This is a genomic window from Hamadaea flava, assembly GCF_024172085.1.
Classification (GTDB): Bacteria; Actinomycetota; Actinomycetes; order Mycobacteriales; family Micromonosporaceae; genus Hamadaea; species Hamadaea flava.
Window position 1 is genome coordinate 5,850,403 of sequence record NZ_JAMZDZ010000001.1, and the last position, 20,465, is coordinate 5,870,867.

The following is a 20,465-nucleotide window of genomic DNA, read 5'->3' on the forward strand; positions in this document are numbered from 1 at the left end:
CTGTCGGCGGGTGATGCCAGAATCAGCGCATGGCAGACGAAGCCACTGTCGGCCGGCATCCTGCGCTCGCTCGACTGGCCTCACTGCGGCAGCATCGGCGCGATGGGCGGCGTGCCCCGCACAAGCCGCTGCTGGTCCTGCTGGCGTTGGGCCACCTGGCGACGGCCGGGTCGAGCCGCTTGACGTGGGCCGACGCCCAGCGCAGCCTGGGCGACCTGATCGCCGAGTTCGGACCGGCGTCGAGGACCAGCCGGGTCCAAGCCGCCGCGTACCCGTTCACCCGGCTGCGCTCGGACGGCATCTGGATGCTCGACCACGAGGTGCCGATGGACGCCATCGGACCGCTGAACGCTGCCGGCGCCTGCGGCCAGCTCACGCTAAACCTCGAACAGGTACTGCTCAACGACCCGGCGCTCCTGCTATCCGCAGCGCGGACGCTCGTGGACAGCCACTTCCCGCGGTCGGTCGCCCCGGACATCCTGACAGCGGTCGGACTCGACCCCGAGACCGTTCTGCGTGCTCCGAACGAAGCGCCCGACTCGATCACACCACGCCAGCGAGACCCCAAATGGCGTGACCTGGTCCTGCAAGCCTGGGATCGTCAATGCGCCTTCTGCGGATTCGACGGCCAGGTCTACGGCGCAACGGTCGGGGTCGACGCCGCTCACGTCCGCTGGTTCGCCCTCGACGGTCCCGACACACTCGACAACGGACTGGCGCTGTGCACGCTGCACCACAAGCTGTTCGACCGTGGCGTCCTGGGCATCGACCACAACCTGCGCCTGTGCGTCTCGACCGTCTACACCGCGCGAACCACTGCCGGCAAGGCGGTCTACGACCTGCACGGCCAGCAGTTGCAAGGCAGGCCCGGCACACCACATCCGGCTCAGCCACACATCGCCTGGCACCGCGAGCAAGTCTTCAAGGGGCAACCCCTCACCGCATGACGAGCCGCAGCGGCCGCATCGCGGTGTGGCCGGCAATCTCCGATGCTGTCGAAGAACCGAGTCGCAGGCGCCGATGCGAGCGCAGTACGACAGCCTTGCTGCCGCGTTACGGTGTGGGCATGGCCGCGATCACCGTCACCAATAGCACGCCGGGATGGCTCACATTGTGGATTGAGCCGCTTGGTGAGGACCGCTGGCTTCGACCGGGCGAAGCTTTCGTGGTCCGGTCCGACTACTCCGGTGACCAGTCGGCATTCACCGTCCAGTACTCGGTGAATGCCGGCGACCGTGCCGCTGGGATTGAGAACGTAACGGTGTGGATCGATCAGGGCGATATTTATGCAACCGTGGTCGACGACCAAGGCCGCGTCATCGAGTGCGGACATCAACGGCCCGCCGACATCAGCGCGAGGTGGCGTGCCAGCACGGACTTGGCTGGCGGAGGTAGAGCAGCGCGGTAGCGCGCCAGCCATATAAGCCGGAGGTCGCAGGTAAATCCTGCCTCCCCAAATCCCAGTGGGTCTAGACGCGCTTCCAGTGCCATCGGCCGTCGCTGGAGTAGTACGAACACCGGTAGAGGTTGCCCGCCGCACTACGGCCGTACCAGCCGTGCTCGGAGTCGGGGCAGTACGCACCGGGGACCACTGTCCCGCTGTGGTTGTGTGTCGCCGACGTCTTCGGCGACGGTTTCGGAGACGGCTTGGTCGAGGTCTTCGGCGGTTTCACCGTGGTCGGTTTCGGTGAGACGACGACCTTGGCGACCGTCGGTGAGACGGTGGGGGCCGCTGACGGCGAGCTGGACGTGGAAGCGGATGCCGTCGGTGTCGCGCTCGCGCTCACCGTGGCGTACGCGTCGGGCTGTTCCTTCTCCGAGGGGCTGCTGGCGCATCCGACGACGGCGATACATGCGGCCGCGATCGCGACCGCGATCCGGCGGTGTGACGAGTTCGCTGCGGGCATCACCGCACCGTACGGAGACAGCCCACGGCAAACAACCAACTGTCGGTGACACGACGCCAGGCGCGAGTCGGCATCGTCATATATCTATAGGTCAGCGGGCAGAGCATTCGCGCGACTGGTGAGGGGCAGTCGGTTCGAACTCGCCCGCGGACAGGCCTGATCAGGTGCCGTGCCGGCGCTTTGTCGGTCCAGGGCGGGAGTCTTCGAGGTCTTCGCGCAGATTTGGATCTCGATGCGAACGGTTCCCTTGTCGCCTAGCGGGTAGAGCGCACGGCTGTTGACTGACAAGTCGGAGGTTTGCATCCTCCTGATGGGGCTTGTAAACGCAACAGCCTGCCGCGGCCACGCGGCGCCTGGCGAGCGGGGGTCCGTTCGTCAATCGTCGTTGCGCTGCTGGCGCAGCCAGGTGCTGGCGTCCTCCCGTTCGTCAGGACGTCCAGGACCTCGGCCTGGAGCAGTCGCGTCCAGCTCGTACGGGGATCGTGACCTGGATCGAACGCACCCACCCGTCGGCCGACGGGTGGGTGCGTTCGGCAGGTTGACCCCTGTCGAGTTCGAGACCATCAGGAACCCAATAAGCCAGTCAGACCGCGTGACGACACATGCCACGGTGCAGCAGACCCGTTCGAGTGGCAATCGACGGCCAGTGCGGTGGCGGCACGGCTGAGAAAGCGGCCGTTTGAGGCGGTCCGACGTCAGGCACATAGCGTTACTGATAACGATTACGTAACGCCTGCATATCTGCTGGTGAATGTCAAGATTCGACGACGGTCGCTGCGTGCGGCGATCACTGAGAGTAATCGATCCTTGCGGTGAAGGGAAGGCTCATCGGGATCTGTTAATCAGGTTATGCATTCGAGCGAGGGCCGTTCGACTTGCCGAATGGCCGGGCGGCCCCCCAGCTGAGCAACGGTGTCGTTACTGTGCCGATCCGCTAGGTCGTTGATCAAGGAGCCGTCGTGGATCGTCTCAGCTCGTGCCGTCTGTCTGCGCGTAGGTCCAAGCCTGTACATCGCGTGAGTTTGCTTCTGGTGCTTGTAGCGGCGATGTCGCTGCTTCTGCAAAATGTGGTCGTACTTCCAGCGCGCGCTGCGTGGCTCTGGGACGATCCGCTGACTGGCGCGGCGTATGAGACGAGCGCGTTGGCACATTATCGGCTCGACACAGACTCAGGCTCCCAACTGAAGAACTGGGCGGTCAGCGGCAAGGACGCGGTTGTTCATGGCGACGTCCTGTTCGAGGCGAATCAAGGCTGGTCCATGACCGGCGGATCGTCGGCGACCCTCGATGGGGAGGGCGATTATCTGAGTAGCCCAGTGGTAGTCGACACCGCACGGTCTTTCACTGTCTCGGCCTGGGCATCGCTCAAGAAGAACTCAACGACAGCAGTCGTCGTCTCGCAGGATGGCACCGAGACTTCCGGTTTTGCGCTCGAGCTTGGATCGGACGGCAAGTGGGCATTCCGCATGCCTACGGCGGACTCGGCGGGTGCTGGCGCAGACTTCGTCGTAGGCCCACAGCCGAACCCCGACAACGGCCAGTCTGACAATGAACACTTCCGATGGGTTCAGCTGACGGGTGTCTACGATGCCGCCGCGAGCCATATGCGGTTTTATATCGACGGCACGAAGGTCGGCACCGCTCAGCACGCCGCGGCATGGAAGGCAACTGGCGGCCTGCAGATCGGGCGGGGGCAAACTGCTGGCAGCCCGTCTGGTTACTTTCCCGGCTACATCGACGACGTCCGGGCTTGGCAGCGTGCCCTGACCGAATCTGAGATCAGCGACCTCACGGTGTCCGCGGTGGTAGCGCGACAGGATGCCTGCGCGGTCGCGTGGTGGTTGCATGCTGGCGCATCCGAGGTCAAAGCCACTGCGGCTCAAGCCCTACAAGGCACGCCCGCCGATCGTCACCTAGCTCTCAACGCAACATCCTCGGACAAGACGCTTCCAGCGGCACTTCAGCGCGACGATAATGCCAGACAGGGACGGGCCAGCAGCTTCGCGCAGGAGGCCTCCGGCTGGGAATCGCTCGTCAGCGGTTACCCGATCGCCGAGCGGCCTGCGGACTGGGCCAAGCCCCCGACCGATATCTCCGACGAAGTTCGGCTCTACTACCAGCAGCGATCGGACTGGAATAGCAGCTACTACACCATCCCGAAGCCTTCCAAGGGCAACCCCGACCTGGTCGAGTCCGCTGTCGCGGTATTCCACCAGTTGGAGAAGAGCGACCCGTACATCTCCTGGTTCGTCAACGAGGAGATGATCCGCGATCCCAACAGCTGGTTCGCCGAGGACATTCGCATCTTCGTCCAGTACGGCGGATTCCCGACTACCGCGCCGACGCCCGGATCGACGACGTTCCGATCTGAAGTCGAAGCGCTCAAAACGCGGTGGGCCGGATGTGATCCCACCAATCCGATCGACAACAACCATGTGTGGACGGACGTCGTCAGCACCGCCCGCAACGAATACGAGGCGGAACTCGCGGCGGTCACGACACAGCGAGTCGGGATCGTGGACGCAGAGGCCAAAGCCTCCGTCCAGCTCCGGATCGCGACGGATGCGCTGATCAGGTCGCAGGCCCAGGCCTGGATCGCGCGGCAACTGCTGGACTGGCAACAGTATTGGACCGATCACAAGGATCAGTTCACCCAGAGCAACTACGACCCAGCGCTATTCGACGAGGCGACCAGCGAACTCGCGGCGGCACAACGTCTTGCGTCCGAGCAAGCTCAAATCGCAGACGCCGCCGCAGCCGAAGCCAAGGTGCAGGCACAGCGGGTTGCTGCGGCGCAGGCGACCGCAACACAGACAGCGACCGTCAACGGCACCCCGATTGGGCGTGGCCTCGCCTACGCCCAGCAGTCGGCTCAGGTTGCCAAGGCGTCCGCCGCGGCGGCGCTGGCTGCGGCGAAGGCATCCGCGACCGCGGCAGCTGCCACCACGGCGACACTCGCTGACAGCGCCGCGTTGGCGACGTTGTCGTCGGTACAGGCGCAGGCCGTGCAGTCGGAGTTCCGCCGTGCGGCAGCGGTCGAAGCGGCCGACCAGGCACAAGCGGCCGCTGTTCAAGCCGCTGATCAGGCAGATCGCGCCACAGCGGCGGCCAGCCGGGCACAGATCGCGAAGACCAAAGCCGGTCAGCTTGAGCAACTCGCGGGGGCGGCAGCGGCTAAATCGCGTGAACAGCGGTTGATCGCTGAGCAGGCCGGGACCGCGACCGCCGAGGCGCGCGCCAAGGCTCAGGCTGCCGCGACCGTGGCACAGAGCCAGTCGGCACAGGCCGCCCAAGCCGCGCAGGACGTCAAGGCATACACAGCCGAGGCCGACGACGCCGAATCGAAAGCCAAAGCTGCCGCGGAAGAGGCCAACACGGCAGCCGTTACGGCGCAGAAGGCCCAGACCGACGCGGACGCTGCCCGCAGTGCAGCCGACGCGGCGATGACCGAAAGCGCCAAGGTCGCAGGGCAGGCGTCCGCCGCGACCGCGGCGGCTGCTGCGGCGCGGGACGCGGCCGCCGCCATCGTGGCCGCAGCCGATGAAGCGATGGCGCAGGGATCGCCGTTCCGTCAGACCGATCAGACAGCTGGCCTGGCCGTTCTCGTAGCAGGCAAGGCTAGGACGTTTGGTCTGGCTCAGGCGGACATCGCGCAGGCACGGGCCGACGAGGCCAGCCGTGCCGCCGTCTCAGCCGAAGCGGTGGCGACGATGGCCAACGGCGACGCGAAGGTCGCAGCCTCCGCTGCTCAACGGGCTGCAGCAGACAGCGTTACCGCGGCGCAATGGCTCGTCACGGCCCATGACGCCGCCGCAGCAGCCACCACCGACGCCGAGTCCGTCCGGCAGTCCGACGCAAACATCGTCAACCTCGCCGACCAAGCCCGTGTCGACGCCGACGCCGCAGCGCTCGCCGCCTCCGGCGGCACGCCGCAGCCACCAACCGGCGACATCAACTACAGCCCGATCAACGGCCTGGGCAGCGAACTTCGGCTGGAACAGTGCCGGGCCGGGCTCATTCTGCAGGCCGGCGGCCAGCACGTGCAGAACACGATCGCGGGTGCCTTGGCTGGTACGAGCGACGACGTGCACAACGTCCTCAGCGCCGGCGGCTGGTCAGCCAGCGGCCCACTGGTCGACGCGTACCTCGCCGACGACGAAGCGACCCGCACCTACCTGGCCAACCGCGACCATCGCTACCAGTCATGGGAGACGATCCTCGACCCGTACCCGATCTGGGGCGAGGACTTCATGACCTTCGACCGAGCCCAGCCGTTCGACCAGAACCTCGCCGACTTCCGTACCGAACGCGGGGAGCAGACTCTCAACGCCTGGAACGCCGATCTGACGACGCACGCCTCGCAGACCGAGCTGGACCGAGCGATCACCGTCATGAGCGAGCAGGCCGGCGCCGACCCCATGGTAGATCTCGTCTACAACGGCGAATGGCTGCGCAGCTACGCCTCGGCCGATGACGTCCGCCTTATCCTGCAATACGGTGGCGCGCCGAAAACCGCGCCGGACAAGGGCTCGCTGGAGTACCGCAGCGAAGTCGAGGCGCTTAAAGCCCGGTGGGCCGGCTGCGACTACCACGGTCTGCTCGACCCGTACAAGGTACTCACCGACGTTGCCGCCACCGCCCACAGCGAATGGCAGGCCGAGCTGAGCTCGCAGGCCACACAGCGGGCACAGATCGTCACGGCGCAGATGCAGGCGACCAAGGATCTGCAAGCCGCCTCGGACGCCATGGTGGAGGCCATCGGACAAGCGTGGGTCGCCGCGCAGCTGCTCAAGTGGCAGAAGTACTGGTCGGGGCACATGGATGCATTCGATCAATGGGGCTACGACCACGCGTTGTTCGACCAAGCCACGGCTGAACTGGGCTCCGTCAGGACCCGCATTCAGGCCCAGATCGACATCGCCACGTCAGCCGCTCAATCGGCCAAAGCCCAAGCGGACGCAGCCACCGCGGCGCAGGAGCAGGCCCAGCAGATCGCAGTCGGCAACGGAACACCCGTCGGCCGCGGCCTGTCGTACACACTACAGTCCGCCCAGGTGACAAAGGCCGCTGCCGCAGCTGCGCTCGCTGCGCAGAAGGCAGCTGAGACCGCCCTGAACACCGCCAAGGCGACCGCTGAAGACAGCGCCGCGCTGTACTCACTCGCGACCGTCGAAGCGAAGGCCCTGCAAGCCGAAGCCCGCCGCGCGGCCGCTCAAGAAGCCGCAGCCCAGGCAAAGGTCTCCGCCGACGCTGCCCGCGCTCAGGCCGACCAGGCCCAGGCCAACGCCGACGCGGCCAAGGCCAGCATGGACGCGGCCAAGGCGGCCGAGAAGAAGGCCGAAACCTTCGCCGCCGATGCCCGCGCGAAGCGGCAGGCCGCCGAAGCCGAGCGGCCAAAAGCCGCCGCCGCTCGAGCAACGGCCGAGTCAGAACGTGCCAAAGCGGCAACCGCCGAAGCCCAGGCGCAATCACAGCGTTCGGTAGCGGATGCAGCAAATACCGACGCCCAATGGGCGGCAGAGACTGCCGACCAGAAACGCCGTGACGCTGAAGCCCAGGAAGCCAGAGCACATGAGGCTCGGCTCAACGCCGAAGAAGCCGAACGCAAACGAGACGCCGCCGAAGCACGCGCCGAAGCGCTAGAAGCCGCCGCGGCCGCCGCAGACGGCACCGACGACGCCGAAGCCGCTCGGGCCGCAGCAAACGCCGCTCGTGCGGCGGCCAACACCGCCGCCTCGGCAGCGACAGCCGCACGGTCTGCAGCCAACGAAGCCACGGCAGCAGCGGTCGCGGCACGCAAGGCGGCCACCGAAGCCACCGCTGCCGCCAAGCGGGCGCGAGCCGACGCCGACAGCGCCTGGGCCGACGCCGCACAAACCCAGGCACAGGCGGCGGCAGCGCACGCCGCGGCAGCTGACGCGATCCAAGCCGCCGACGCAGCAGCCCGCAACGTCCGCGCGGCCGAGCAAGCCTCCGCAACCGCATCGACCGAAGCCGCCAAGGCCCAATCGGACGCAGAAGCGGCGCTGACCGCCGCTAACGCCGCGCTTACTGAGAGCGCAGTCACCGCGGGCAAAGCCATCGCGGCAAGCCAGTCCGCACAGGCAGCAACCGGTTCAGCGTCCGCCGCAGCTACCGCAGCCGATGACGCGGTCCAGCTAGGCACCCCCTACCGCAACAGCGACGCCGCCGCCGGCCTCGCGGTGCTAGTCGGCCAAACCGCAATGACTCTGGCCGAGCAGCAGAACGCCGCAGCGAACGCCACAGCAGCCGAAGCCGAAGCAGCCGCACAGCGGGCCGCCCAGCTCGCTGCTCAGGCAGCCGCAGACGCAAAGCTTGCCGCCCAGGCTGCCGCAGATGCTGCAGCTCAAGCGGCACGTGCCGCCCAAGCGGTTACCGAGGCACGCACGTCGGCGACCCAAGCGGCCCAGTACGCGGACGAAGCCAAGGCCGCAGCCGAACACGCTGGCAAACTCGTCGACCAAGCCATGGCCGACGCATGGCTGGCCGAACAGGCGGCCTTTGACGCCGAGCGCGACGCCGCCGTCGCACGCGCAGCTGCCTCCGAAGCGGAAAAGGACGCGGCCAGCGCACGCACCGCAGCTTCACAGGCCGCAGCCGAGGCCGCCTCCGCACGTACCGCAGCTAACGACGCAGACGCCGACGCCGACGCAGCCGAAGCGGCAGCCGCTAACGCACAAGCCGACGCCCAAGCTGCACAGGACGCGGCGACCCGCGCCGAGCAGAACACCAGCCAACAGCAGCAACAGGATTCCTCAACGTGGGACGGCAACGTCGCCGGCTTCGAGGGCGCGTGGATCATCCCGGACGAAGACTTCACCCAGGAGACCACGATCCTGGACTGGAGTTGTACCGGCTACCACGACCTATCAGACCCCAACGACACCTGCGACATTCCGTACAAGATTCATGTTCGCGGGCATCTGCACTATTATGAGCTCACTTGCGCCTCCGCTGATGCCACCGGCACCACCGCGTACTGCGACGCCGACTATGTCGGAACGTTCCTACTCGATGAGACTTACCCCGAGTCCGGATCAGCGATCGTCAAGGTTCCGGCGGGACAGCTCGTTGACCAGAAGATCGGAGGCTTGATTTCCAGCCTCACCCACGACTTCAAAGAATGCGCAAAGTGGCTGACCAGCCAATACGGAAGCGCGACAGCATGCGCCTGGGTCATCGCCATGCTAGCCGCACCGTACGGGTTCGCCGCAATCGCCAGAGGGCTGCGAGCCGCCCGATTCGCGATCCTTTCGGCTGATGGGATGGAGTCGGCGCTTGCGACGATCCGCGGCCTCAACCTCGACAGTGCGATACTGGCCCGACTCGAAAAGATGGTCGACTTCGCCCGACTGATCAAGCAGCTCAAGGTCGAGGGACTGCTCGGCGACGCGATCCCTTCTGAATTCGCTGCCCAGTTCAAGAGCTGGAGCCGTTACGGTTCCATGTCTCGTGAAGAGTTCATCAACAAATACTGGGACCCGGCGGCGTCCGGTCCATTCGGGATCACCGGTAACTGGCGGTATCCAAGCAACTACGCCGTCGCGGGCACGGAGCAGATTTACCGCCCTGCTGTTGGCCAAACCATGGACCGCTGGGGCTTTACCGGAGGAAAGTGGTTCTCGCCAATACCTGCGGGTGGGCCGTATGACTACGCGTCTCGTGCAATCGCGCCGTCCACCGTCAAAGACGGATATCATCAGTACCGCTGGATCAAAGAGTGGACCGCTGCCGATGAAGCCGCATACGGCACTTTCGAACGAAGTAAGGTTGCTCCGTGGTTCGAACAGCCAGGAGGTGCCTTGCAGATCAAGTCTCCCGTCTCGGCCGAGTGGCTCGAGACAAACGGGTACATTGAGCCGATCTCATAGTGAACACACTCGAGCTGCTGAATGCTCTTCGGGCTGCCGGCGTTCCCGACCGCGCCTACGGAGTCCCTGGTAAGCCCAGGCCGATCGGTGAAGGCGCGCTCTACCTCGCCAAGGAGGCCGACGGGCGCTGGGTGGTCGGTGTACATGAGCGTGCGCAATTCACCCCGGAGACCTATTTCGAGTCCGAGGAAAGTGCATGCCGGCATATGTACGAGCGCTTGACGCGGGTCAAGCCTGAACCCAGGGCACAGACCAAGAAAGAGCAAGAAGAGTCCGCTGCGGCCAACGCCGATTTCTTTGCTGATTATGAGCGGCGGCAATCCGAAAGGGGTACCGGCGAGTAGCGCGAATCGAACGGCATTTCTGGTCTCGGGAGGGCTCCGCAGTCTTGCGGGGCCCTCCCGATGACGGCCGGGCAGAACAGCTGACCGGACGTGTCAACGGCTGGCGGCAAGATTCGTTCGGGCGCAGCCGAAGTGGTCGGTGCCCGCTGGCCGTCGCGGCTGGTCTCACGCTTCCGCAGCGCCCGATCGGCGTCCCTTGGCGCGATATGATTCAAGGTCTGTGACGCCGAGCAGTTCTAGCTGCTCGTCATGTTGGCCACCGTTTGCTGTCTCTATGGGAGGCCGCCACTCGAACGTCGGCTTGCGAGACGTGGCGGTCCAGAAGATGTCTGCCGGCACTCGGCACTGGTCGGCGAGCACTCCGCCGTCGTAGCCGGCTTCCTCGAGAAGTTCCACGCTTCGCGCTAGCAGCGAGGGCTGTTCGGGTAGCGTTCCCTCGCCTGGCTCGTTGGTTCGCCAGCCTTTGGTGGACAGATTCACCATGGCGCGCTGGTAGGTGGTGTCGTTCATGACTTGCAGTTGACGGCAGCGCATGAGCAGCGCTTGGATGCTGACGCCCCAGCGCTCCTTGAGTTCGAACAGCCGGGGCCAGTCGGTCTTTCGTGGCAGTTCGTGTTGAATGTCGATAGCTGGCATGAGGAACTCTGCCGCGAACCGGTTGGCTTGATCCTCGGCGATCTTGTTGCCAGGCTCTGGATCTGAATGCATGACGAGATGACCGAGCTCGTGTGCGACATCGAAACGCTGGCGGGAGAAGTCGTACTTTGCCGGGTTGAGCAAGATCAGCGGCCACGGCTCGGCGTCGATGGAAAACGCGTCGATGGACACCGCTTGCGGGATGGAGTAAGCGACCAGGACGCCGTTGTTCTCGGCAAGCCGGATCAGATGACCAAGCGGTCCGCTTCCAACGGCCCACGCCTTTCGCAGTTCCATGGCGGCTACCTCAGGTTCATCGACTGAGATTGTGTCCGGCTGAACGGGCAAACGTGGGGTGTTACGTGGCGGAAGCTCCACATAGCGATCTAGGAAGATCGCGATCTCGTGCACCAGGCGGCCATACGCATCGGCTTGGTCGCGAACGAGCTGCGTGGTCGTGCGCAGCGACCTGAAGTGTGGTGTTTGGGTCACCGCTTCATCGCCGCGGCCGCCGATGAAGAACGACGGGTCGACGCCGAGCGTGAGCGCTAGCTCTGCCACGGTGGACGGTGCCGGCCGCTTGCTACCGCTTTCATAGGCTGCTACCGCTGTCGCTGTCTTGCCGATCCTCTCGGCGAGTCCGTTCTTCCGCAGGCCTGACACTTGGCGTGCAAGTGTCAGGCGGCGGCCGCTGAACAGCCGCGCGACGTCTGCGAGTCGCGCGGCTGCTGGCTGGTCGCTCCTCATTGTCCCTTAATATCCTGAGTTGCCCGCTTTTCGGTGATGCTTGGCCGAAGTCGCACCGGCGCGTCGGCGACGCTATCAGGATCTTGGGGACGAGGCGCGGGGCCATGCACGCGACTGGGCATGCCGTCGTCGCCGCGCCCGATCAGCTTCTCCAGCCAATCCCAGGACGGGCCGCCCTCGGTATTGAGGCGAGGCCGACCGAGGAAGACTTCGTCGAAGCCGGTCAGCGGCTCGATGGCGTGGGCGAGGATCAGCTGCACGACGCCGCCCGCAGACGCCTTCACGAGCTCCTCGGCGATCGTCCGGAAGTCGCCGGAGAGGTTCAGCGGCTGGTCCGGCCCGTCATACATCGGGATAACCAGCTGGTCGCGATCGTTGCCGCCCATCCGCGCTGCGATGCTCTTCTTCGTCGGACTCTTCTGACCCCACGGGATCTGGCCGACCTCACCGTAGGTGTAGGACGCCAGAAACCACTGATAGTTGTCGTAGCGCCAGCCGGGCGAACCGTTGAGGTTCTTTCGTATCACCGGGACGCTGATCTCGCGCGGCATCTCCTTCTGATCGCGGTCGGTCAAGCCTTCGATGAGGGTGTCGATCGCTTCGACCTCTGCTTCGGCGCCGTCGTCTACCGCAGGTCGTGCGTACTTCATGCACCGGAAGGCTCGATCCTGGCGATCCCGGATCAGGGCATGCGCGATGGTTCCGAGTACGACCAGATCGTGGCCGGTCTCAGGACGAAAGTCCTGGAAGGCCTGGGTGTGGGCAGAGCGCGCAGCCCACTCCAGGGCGTCGACGATACCCACTGCTCGAAGCGCGGCTAGTACATCTTCCTGCTCTGTCACGTCATGGATAGTAGCATTTCTTGAAGATTGCGTCCGAAAATGAACCAGAGTCTAGGCGGAATTTGGGAGGTACTGAGAGCTACCGGCGAGCAGCGCGGTGATGTGCCTGCGTTGCTCGCTGTGCGCGCCACACCCCCAGCACCGTAGCTACGCGGTACGACAAGAAAGCCAGATACCACTGGGCCGGTCACGCGTTATAACTCCCGGCGGGCTGATCGGCCGTGGGAGGAATGTTGAAACAGCGAAGGATGAGGTCGGACGGCGGCTCGAGCGACGGAGGCAAGAGCTGGATTCGTGTCAGCATCCGCCTCAGGGGCGCGCTAAGCGTGGGCGGTGTGGCTCTGGTGGGCCTGATCTCAGCGATCTTCGCGCTGAACCAAGACGCACGTGGAACCGGCGCTGGCCAGAACGCGAACGTGGCTGTCGCCGCCTCGCCGTCGCCGACCGGCATGAGCCCATCGCCATCGCCGTCAAGTCTAAAAACAACGCGGCCTAGGCGGCCTTCAGCACCTGACCCAGCCCCTAGCAGGTCGGCTATTCGGTCGCCGGCTCCGGAAAGCACAGTGGCTCCGTCTGCGAGTCACCCGATTTCGCTTGTTCGACCGGCAGAGCCGTTCGAACGCGGCAACCCGATCATGGCTCAGGTCGACCAGGCGACCACGACCACGTCCCGTCTGGCGCTCATCGGACACATCGCGAATGAACCAAACTGGACGGTCTTCGGAACGTGTGAACGAACGTCAGCGACCACGTTCCGCTGCTTTCTCGACCCGTGGCCGGACGCCCCCGCTGGCGCCCGATACTACGTTCGGGCGTTGCTGCTTACTGATGCGGGCCTCGACCTGGCCGTGGCACTCGGCTGCATACCTGTTGGCGAGGTAGCTGAGCGTTTGGCTGGGGTCCTGATCGCTCAGGCGGAGCAGGTGTCCATCTTGCTCGGATAGAACCACACGGAGCGCGTGACCCGGAGTGCCTGGCAGTTTGCATGGCGTGCCACTTCGGCGGTGGCTCCAGGGCAAGCACGTCGCGTCACCCAGGGTTTGCCAAATGCCCGAACTGGATGTCTCGCCGCCGACGGCGAATGTCTCGCCGCCGACGGCGCTCCTAGCCGTGTCCGTTTCGTCGACCCGTGGCGTCAAAAGGCCGCCGTTACGCGGCCGCCAGCACCAAGCCGAAAAGGATTAGCAAGATCAGCAGCCATGTCACCGCCGTCAGGATGTGGCGCGGCGGCCGCAGCAGGCTCAGCCCGGGTGCTTCTTCCTGACGGATTTCGATCCATTCGCCGTGGTCGGTCATCTGCCAGTCGCGGATGGTTTCCATCGGCGGGGGAGGAGTGCGTCCGACGATCGTGTGGCCGGCGGTCGACAAGGCCGCCCACCGCGGTGTCGGTAGCTGCGCGTACCCGCGGTAGAGCGCCACCCACTGGTCGAGCCATGCCTTCTGCTGTTCGTCGGGTAGGTCGATGGCTTTGAGGAAGCTGGTCACGTTGGGTTTCGGGGGCAGCTTGTTCGGGTCTCCGCCGTTGGTGGCGCGGTGCCAACTGCTCTGCCGGAGCGTGGGGTGGTAGTTGCGCTCTACTGTGATCTTGTAGATCCGGTTGTAGCTGAGCCCGGACAGTTCGCGCAGCATTTTCAAGCCTTCGACGTACAGCTGTTTGGTGCTGCACGTGGTCGGGTCGGGCAGCGGCTGCCCGTGCCACCAGGGTGTGGCCGGCTGGACCGCTTCGGGCGGGCTGGCGGCGGCCTTAAGCCCAGCGGCGATCCGATCGCGGTGCTCGACGAACGCCTTCACGTCTGCCTTGCTGTCGCAGGCGCCGACGTAGGCCTTGACCACCTCGACGGTGGGCAGCTGGTATCCGTGGTCGGCGGCGTGTAGCGCCGCCCGTGAGTAGTAGGTGCGCCGGGCCAGTTCGGCGTAGGAGTATCCGCCCTTTTGCCGCAGCTGCCGCAGCTCGTAGCCGAACTCGGCGATCGGCCCGTCGGCCGGGTCCGCGGGCGCCCGTTCGTTCTGCCGTGCCATGTCGTCGTCCCTTTCCCCGTGCGTGGAGGACGGGCCCACCATCCGGTGGGCCCGACTTCTCGCGTGGATCAGCTGTTGGCCCGCTGGTGGATGCGTACTGCGGCCAGCCCGCCGGCGAGCGTCACGGCGACCGCGGCGTAGGGCGACACTCCGGCTGTCACGAGGAGGGTGACGAAGACGAGTACCACCACGATGATGGTCACGACCGCCGGGCGGCGGCGCGGGCGCAGGCAGTACGCCGTATACATGGCCACGAGGGCCAGGTAGCCGGGGATGGTCGCTGACCGGTCCGGCGCGGCGGGCAGAGCGGATCCTGCCGGTGGGGTGAGGGACACGTGCGTCTCCTAACGCGTTGTGTGTGTGGGTGTGCGATCCGGTTTGGCGGAGCTTGGGCACCGCGCGTCGGCGGGTGGTCGGACTTGGTCCCGTCAGGACTCACCCACGCGGTGATCTCTTCGCCGACACCACTTCACCCCGTGTGCGCCGGTGCCGGTAGTGCGACGCTGTCTGGAGTTACCTGTTCCAGCGAACCGAACACCGCGAGGTACGAAAATGTCGCTGTGCCCCGATTCGCGAGAATTGCTGACTCGGAACGGGACGGCTGAACGGCAGAGTCGGCTCGTATGTTCAGGGCGGCCGTTCTGGAACATGCAGACCTGAACGCCGGACCCCTTTCTGTCCCGTGTGGTGTGTCGGTAGACATGTGGCACCGCATTCAGCGGTGCTGCCGCCCGCTGCTCCTTACGGTGTGGCGGTGTGCGATCCCCTGTAACGAGACCGTCCGTTTGGTCCCGGGCGAGCTCACCGTTCACGGCGTCATCTGCTGATATGGCCGTGAACTGCTCCATCACCCCGGTGCTTTTCGCCGGTCGGCGTGATGCGTTTCCATCTGCGGATCGCGGGTGCCGGGCTCGACGCACCGCCGCGGTCCCGCCTGCGGATCTGCGGCGGTGCTCAGAGCGGTTCTTCACGTCGCGTTCACCGCAGAGTGTTCCGGCGGTGGCAGGTGCCGATCCGTGCTGTGCCGATCCCGGTCCGTGACAGGCTCGCCGTGACGTCCGGTCGGCTGGACGGCGGCAGACCCGCGCAACCGTGATCGGATGGAAGTTCCGCCAGCCCGCGGTGACGCGCCCAACCTGGCCGGCCTCGCCCCGGCGCGGCCGGCCGCGAGGCGCCCCTGTCCTTCCGGCTCGTCGGCGAACATTCCCCGCCGGCTGAGGCTGGGGAGGTGGTCTGCCGCTCGGGTTCGTGGCGTCCGCCTGCGGGGTGGGTGTGGTCGCCTGGTCGTCATGGGATCCGGCTCATGGTCGTGTTTTCCAGGTACAGGACATAGTGGGCGGTGGCGACCGCGGTCCTCGTCTGACTGCCGGCGGCGGCCGGGGCGAGGAGGTCTTCCTCGTAGCTGAGTAGCGCCCCGGTTTCCTCGTCGATCACCATCAGGAAGCGGGTGGCGCTGGGGCCGTCGGTGTCGAGGTCGATACCGAACGCGATGCCGGGCCGGCCGGCCCGGTCGTGGACGTCACCCATGTAGCGCAGACCGCTCTCGGCCAGGATCGACAGGACGGCGGCGCGTTGGCGTGGGCTCAGGTGATGCTGCCGGTAGAGATCGGCGACCGCCCGCAAGGTGGCGGTGGTGCCCGTGGTGCCTGGGTGTGCCGCGGCCAGTTGCGCGGTGAGCTGGCTGGGGGTGTCGGCCGGGTCGGGGATCTGCAGCCGGATTCCGTCGTCGTTGCCGGTGCCGCTGCCGGGCAGGTCGCGGTAATCGCGCACCGGCTGGCCGGCGGGGATGGGTTCGTGCAGATACGGCTCGTCGAACACCCCGGCGGCCGGTGTGGGCAGGGTGACTCTGCGGGTGTGGGCGCTGCGGTCGGGAGCCCACCACACGTGCAGGTCGTATGCGATTTGGCTGCGGGCGTGGGTGGGGTCGGCGTCGCTGATGTCGGCCCAGTAGTCGCGTAGCCGGACGTAGGTGACGGGCAGAGCCGGTGGCGCCGTAAGGTCCCCGACATGTTCTGACATGGTGCGCAGCATCATGGTCCCGTCTTGGGAGATGCTCACCAGTTGCGGTGCTGGGGTGTCGGCCATCCGCGCCCGGGCGGTGGGGGCTGGTGACGCGGTGGTCGCGACGGGCGACGCCGTGGGCGGGGTGGCGACGGTGTTGGCTGTGGTCGTCACGACCGCCGCCGTAGCCAAAGCGAGAAGCCCAGCCGCCGCGGACACCACCGCTGCCACCCGATTGCGGACGCGGTCGGTCAGCAGACGTGCCATCGACACCGGCTCCGGCAGCCAGTCGCCCCGCCGGGCACGTGCCACCGGAATCGCCATGATCTGCTCCGGGGACGGCGGCGCCGCAGCAGGCCGCTCGGCGTCCGCGGCCGCGTGCAGGAGCGCGGCGACGTCGTCAGGGCTGAGCGCACGCCGGCGGTCTGTGCGCGTCATGCGTCGTCTCCTTTCCGTGGCTGGATGAGGCGAAGCCGTTGCAGGCGATGTATTTCCTGAACATGAGGGTCGGAGCTCAGCTTCTTCAGAGCTCGTTCCCGTCGCTTGGTGACCAGGTTCGCCGAGTACCGCACCCGGAAAATGCGGCCCATGATCGTGGCCACCTGTTCGTGTGGCCGTTTGTCGACGTCGGTGAGCCACAGCAGGATGCGGTCGACCGGTTTGAGCGGCCTGACGAGGTCCTGATAAGCGTCGTTGATGAGGATCTTCTCGTCCGGCTCAGCCGAAACCGGGTGCTCCGTGAGGCTTTCCAGGGGAGCTTGCCGGTCGCTGAACCGCTTCTCGTGCCGCCGGCGGGTGCGGGCCTTGTTCCTCGCGACGGCGTAGAGCCACCCCGTCGGATCCTCGTCCAATTCGCCGCGGCGCTGCACCGCCAAATGCAGGGCATCATTGACCGCGAGCGGAGCCAGGTCGACGAAGTTCGGATAGAGCATGTTGCTGATGAAACACACCAGTTCGGTGTAGTGAGCTGCCGTGAGTTCCCGTAGCCAGGTGTCGTCATCGGCACCGTCCGCACTGAGGGGCAAGGGGATCTACTCCATCGTGTAAGCCCGGCAACCCGGCCATTGCCAGATCTGAGTGTCCTTCCACTTACCTCAGTGCCGGGTGATGCCCCCCAGATGACACCTGACCGTCACGAATCAGCAAGAAACCACGAATAGCCGAGTAGCCATCCACGTTGGTCGCTTGCCTGGTCACATAACATGAGGTCAGGATGATGACAATCACTCATGTATATTTTCGGTCAGTGTTCGCCGCCATTCGGATGACCCGGCATACGATCAGCGGACTCGTTGCCTAAAGCAATCGCAGCATCACTCAGAGGTGACGATCGTGAGGCTCTGGCCAAGCCTCGCACCGCGCGCGGGACCACAGTCTTCAGCGCCCACCGTGGCGCCATCCCATCCGGAGGCACACATGACCCCCCGCATCACCCGGCGCATCCTCGCCATCGTGCTGACCCTCGCCGCCACCGCCATCGTCGCCGACGCCGTCCAGCCCGAAGCCGCCACCGCGGCCGGCACCACGAAGCTCCAGGCCGAGATCAACGCCTACCTCGTGAGGAACCCCGGCGGCACCCAGATCAACGCCACCGACATCTCCTACAGCGGCGGCGCCTTCATCGTCACCCTCGGCCGCACCACATCGCTGAGCCTGACCGCGGACTGCCCGGCCGGCTGGTTCTGCTTCTACGACGCCACCGACTACAACGGCGCCCGCGGCCGGCTCTCCAGCTGCGGCTGGCAGGACCTGGCCCAATGGAACTGGAACGACCGCGTCGTGTCGGCCTACTTCAACACCCAGAAGTCCGGCTACGTCGACTTCCTCGACCACGCCGCCGGCTACACCTCCCACGGCCACGACACGAAACTGTTCACCGTCAGCGCCAGCTCACCCGGGCTGCGGCTCGTCCCGTACCCTTACCGCGCTGACCACGTCAACTACCACTGCTGACCCCGCAACGCACGGGGTGGACGGCGGTGACCGCCGTCCACCTCGGCCACCGGCGAGACCTCGGCCGCGCACTCCGACGCCGGAACAGCACAACGCAGACGACGCTTTGAGCGCCGCAGCCCGGACATCCACATAGAACCGAGACGTACTCCGGCCTATTCGCGCGGCGAGCGCCAGAGCGGCCAAGTGATTCGCGTCGGGCAGGCCATCGAAGATCTGTAGTTGATCGATCAAGTTGTCCACAGATCATGCGTAGGGTCTTGTCTATGGCTGACTCGTCTGCCTAACGTCGGCACGAGTGCCCCAGGGGGAGGGGTGCTGCGACGGGGGAGGTTCGCGAGGTGGGTAATCCGCTGGTAGCGCAGACACAGTCGTCAACCACCTGGTACACCGGGCTCGGCCTGATCGAAGACGCCGCCCAGATCACGAACGGCATCAAGAACGACAGCTGGGTCGACGGCACGCTCGGCACCGTCGGCGGCGCCCTCGACGTCCTGGGCATGGTCATCGACCCGCTCGGGACGCTGGTCGCCTGGGGCGTGTCGTGGCTGATGGAGCACGTCAAACCGCTGAAAGAGGCCCTCGACTGGCTCGCCGGCAACCCCGACGAGATCTCCGCCCACGCCCAGACGTGGGAGAACGTCGCCAAACACGTCCTGGACACGCAGAAGTACTACGCCGACGCGGTCAAGACCGAGACCGCGTCGTGGATCGGCCCGTCCGGCGACGCCTACCGGCAGCACGCCGGCAACCAGCTCAACGTCATGGAAGGCATCGGCAAAGCCGCTCATGGCATCCACTACGCCGTGATGGGCGCCGGGCTGATCGTCGGCCTGGTGCGCGGCATCGTCCGGGACCTGATCGCCCAGTTCATCGGCACCCTGGCCGCCCGGCTGCCGCAGTGGCTCGCCGAAGCCGGACTCACCCTGGGCCTGGCGACACCAGTGGTTATCGGCCAGGTCGTCTCGCTGGTCACCACCTGGGTCAACAAGATCCAGAAGTTCATCCGGGCGCTGCTGTCGAGCCTGCGCAAACTCATCCCGATGGTCAAGAAGCTCGGCGACATCCTGGAAAAGCTCAAGGACCTGCTGCGCAAGCTCGGCCGCACGGGCGCCGGCAAACACGGCGACGACCTGCCGACCTCGACGCCGAAAGGCCCGCCGAAGATCGACGACCCGGACTTCGCACCCCGCCCGTCACAGGTCGACCGGCACGGCAACCTCACCGACGGCACCTACCGGGTCAACAGCGCCGGCAACAAACGCCACACCTACGGCGAAGCCCCCGAAGGCAAGAGCTACTTCAACGAGGGCACCGACGTCGACCAGCTCAGCATGGACGCCGCCCAATACGCCGATCAGAAAGGCCTGTGGTACGGGCAAAACCCCGGCCACCCCAGCGACTACCCCAACAAAGCCAAGGTCGTCTACGACCAGCCCGTCGGCGTGCACGGCAGCACCAACCAGCCCACCAATGTCGTCAACGTCTACCGTAAGAAGAACGGAACCATCCACGTCACACCGGGGAGCCCAGAGTGATCAACCTCGACACCGCGCTGGCCCCGTTCCAGGACCCAGCCGCACACGCGGGCTGGTCCGGCGAACAAGCCAAGAAGGCCGCCGACATGGCCGCGGCCGAGGCCGGCTACGCCGTCACGTGGGAACCCGGCGACGAAGAATGGGTCCTGCTCGCCGACGACACCGCCTACCAGGCGATGGTGTCGGTCCGATACCCCCTGGCCCTGGCCACCCCGACCGCTGCGGTGTACCTGCGTGGTGGTGAAGTCCCCCTGACCCTGATCGAGATCACCGACTTCCTCGCCGAAGACCTCGAAGCAACCCCGGAACTGCTGACGATGACCGTCCTGCCCTACGGCTGGGCCGACGACTTCGACCCCGGCGCGTTCTGTGCCAACGACCTGTTCGTCGAAAGCGTCTGAGCAGACACGGCAGTGATGAACCAGCAGTCCACGAGTGCGTGGGCAGCTCTGCGGACCGCCGCACCCAATGCGCCTGACAGCCGCTGGCCAGGCGGCTATCAGGCTCCGCAGCATCACAGCTTGTAGGACCGCAGGCGCCGGCGCATCTCAGCCGCGCGGTCGCGGAGAGCGACCGCGGCTTCGAA

14 protein-coding genes are annotated in these 20,465 nt (G+C 66.0%); 7 read left to right on the top strand and 7 right to left on the bottom strand.

From position 1 onward, the window contains the following. Nucleotides 1-29 precede the first annotated feature (29 nt). Both HDA40_RS27530 and HDA40_RS27535 read left to right on the top strand, forming a co-directional pair. Nucleotides 30-947, top strand: a complete 918-nt coding sequence (locus HDA40_RS27530; protein ID WP_253760702.1) for a phosphorothioated DNA-binding restriction endonuclease — start codon at nt 30-32, stop codon at nt 945-947. Between the two features lie 119 nt (nt 948-1,066). Further along, nucleotides 1,067-1,408, top strand: a complete 342-nt coding sequence (locus HDA40_RS27535; protein WP_253760703.1) for a hypothetical protein — start codon at nt 1,067-1,069, stop codon at nt 1,406-1,408. A gap of 61 nt (nt 1,409-1,469) precedes the next feature. On the opposite strand, the gene HDA40_RS27540 is transcribed toward HDA40_RS27535, so the two are convergent. After that, on the bottom strand, nt 1,470-1,907 hold the full coding sequence (locus HDA40_RS27540; protein ID WP_253760704.1) for a hypothetical protein: 438 nt from the start codon (nt 1,905-1,907) through the stop codon (nt 1,470-1,472). A 1,016-nt stretch (nt 1,908-2,923) separates the two neighbouring features. Here HDA40_RS27540 and HDA40_RS27545 point away from each other — a divergent pair. Both HDA40_RS27545 and HDA40_RS27550 read left to right on the top strand, forming a co-directional pair. After that, nucleotides 2,924-9,799, top strand: coding sequence for a LamG-like jellyroll fold domain-containing protein (locus HDA40_RS27545; protein ID WP_253760705.1), 6,876 nt, complete (start codon nt 2,924-2,926; stop codon nt 9,797-9,799). Next, entirely contained in the window at nt 9,799-10,143 is a 345-nt protein-coding gene (locus HDA40_RS27550; RefSeq protein ID WP_253760706.1) for a hypothetical protein, read from the top strand. Before HDA40_RS27545 ends, HDA40_RS27550 begins: the two co-directional genes overlap by 1 nt. Nucleotides 10,144-10,308: 165 nt before the next feature. On the opposite strand, the gene HDA40_RS27555 is transcribed toward HDA40_RS27550, so the two are convergent. The 6 genes from HDA40_RS27555 to HDA40_RS27580 all read right to left on the bottom strand — a co-directional run bounded on the left by HDA40_RS27555 (nt 10,309) and on the right by HDA40_RS27580 (nt 17,413). Then, a complete protein-coding gene (locus tag HDA40_RS27555) occupies nt 10,309-11,526 on the bottom strand; it encodes a helix-turn-helix domain-containing protein (RefSeq protein WP_253760707.1) in 1,218 nt (405 codons plus the stop codon). After that, nucleotides 11,523-12,368, bottom strand: a complete 846-nt coding sequence (locus HDA40_RS27560; protein ID WP_253760708.1) for a hypothetical protein — start codon at nt 12,366-12,368, stop codon at nt 11,523-11,525. The genes HDA40_RS27555 and HDA40_RS27560 overlap by 4 nt, the downstream gene beginning before the upstream one ends. Nucleotides 12,369-13,517: 1,149 nt before the next feature. Continuing rightward, the gene (locus tag HDA40_RS27565; protein ID WP_253760709.1) at nt 13,518-14,387 is read right to left on the bottom strand and encodes a helix-turn-helix domain-containing protein; all 870 of its coding nucleotides are present in this window, start codon (nt 14,385-14,387) and stop codon (nt 13,518-13,520) included. A gap of 68 nt (nt 14,388-14,455) precedes the next feature. After that, a complete protein-coding gene (locus HDA40_RS27570; protein WP_253760710.1) occupies nt 14,456-14,722 on the bottom strand; it encodes a hypothetical protein in 267 nt (88 codons plus the stop codon). Between the two features lie 952 nt (nt 14,723-15,674). Continuing rightward, the gene (locus HDA40_RS27575) at nt 15,675-16,826 is read right to left on the bottom strand and encodes a hypothetical protein (RefSeq protein WP_253760711.1); all 1,152 of its coding nucleotides are present in this window, start codon (nt 16,824-16,826) and stop codon (nt 15,675-15,677) included. Further along, nucleotides 16,823-17,413 carry an RNA polymerase sigma factor gene (locus tag HDA40_RS27580; protein WP_253760712.1) on the bottom strand — a complete coding sequence of 197 codons (591 nt, stop codon included), beginning with the start codon at nt 17,411-17,413 and terminating at the stop codon, nt 16,823-16,825. Before HDA40_RS27580 ends, HDA40_RS27575 begins: the two co-directional genes overlap by 4 nt. A 391-nt stretch (nt 17,414-17,804) precedes the next feature. Here HDA40_RS27580 and HDA40_RS27585 point away from each other — a divergent pair, with 391 nt between their 5' ends. From HDA40_RS27585 to HDA40_RS27595, 3 genes are all read left to right on the top strand, one after another. Further along, entirely contained in the window at nt 17,805-18,341 is a 537-nt protein-coding gene (locus HDA40_RS27585; RefSeq protein ID WP_253760713.1) for a peptidase inhibitor family I36 protein, read from the top strand. Nucleotides 18,342-18,682: 341 nt separating this feature from the next. Then, the gene (locus HDA40_RS27590; protein WP_253760714.1) at nt 18,683-19,879 is read left to right on the top strand and encodes a hypothetical protein; all 1,197 of its coding nucleotides are present in this window, start codon (nt 18,683-18,685) and stop codon (nt 19,877-19,879) included. Beyond that, on the top strand, nt 19,876-20,280 hold the full coding sequence (locus tag HDA40_RS27595; protein ID WP_253760715.1) for a hypothetical protein: 405 nt from the start codon (nt 19,876-19,878) through the stop codon (nt 20,278-20,280). The genes HDA40_RS27590 and HDA40_RS27595 overlap by 4 nt, the downstream gene beginning before the upstream one ends. Nucleotides 20,281-20,465 lie beyond the last annotated feature (185 nt).